This is a genomic window from Rhizobium cauense (assembly GCF_019511525.1).
Lineage (GTDB): Bacteria > Pseudomonadota > Alphaproteobacteria > Rhizobiales > Rhizobiaceae > Rhizobium > Rhizobium cauense.
Window position 1 is genome coordinate 1 of record NZ_JAEUAT010000099.1, and the last position, 255, is coordinate 255.

The window sequence follows — 255 nt, forward strand, 5'->3', positions numbered from 1 at the left end:
GCGCTCGCCGGCCTGTAGGTTTTCTCTCGTGATGCCGCAGCAGCCGCATCGCGTGCTTGCGGTGGAAACCCGTGATGACGACACACTCATCCAGAATTCTCGCCTTTTCCGCTCGCGTCGAAGCACGGTAACGCTCCGAAACCGCCGCCGTCAGTTCTTTCCTTGTCGCCATGCTCAACTGCCCCATAGTCGCCCCTGTTCATCCACTCGGTAGGGAGCAAATTATGTGAGGCAACGGTTGAATATTCGGGAACA

1 pseudogene is annotated in these 255 nt (G+C 57.6%); it reads right to left on the bottom strand.

Features of this window, described 5'->3' with window-relative positions:
* Positions 1–187: pseudogene (locus JNB88_RS33325) on the bottom strand (ISNCY family transposase); the annotation flags it as partial.
* Between the last annotated feature and the right edge of the window lie 68 nt (positions 188–255).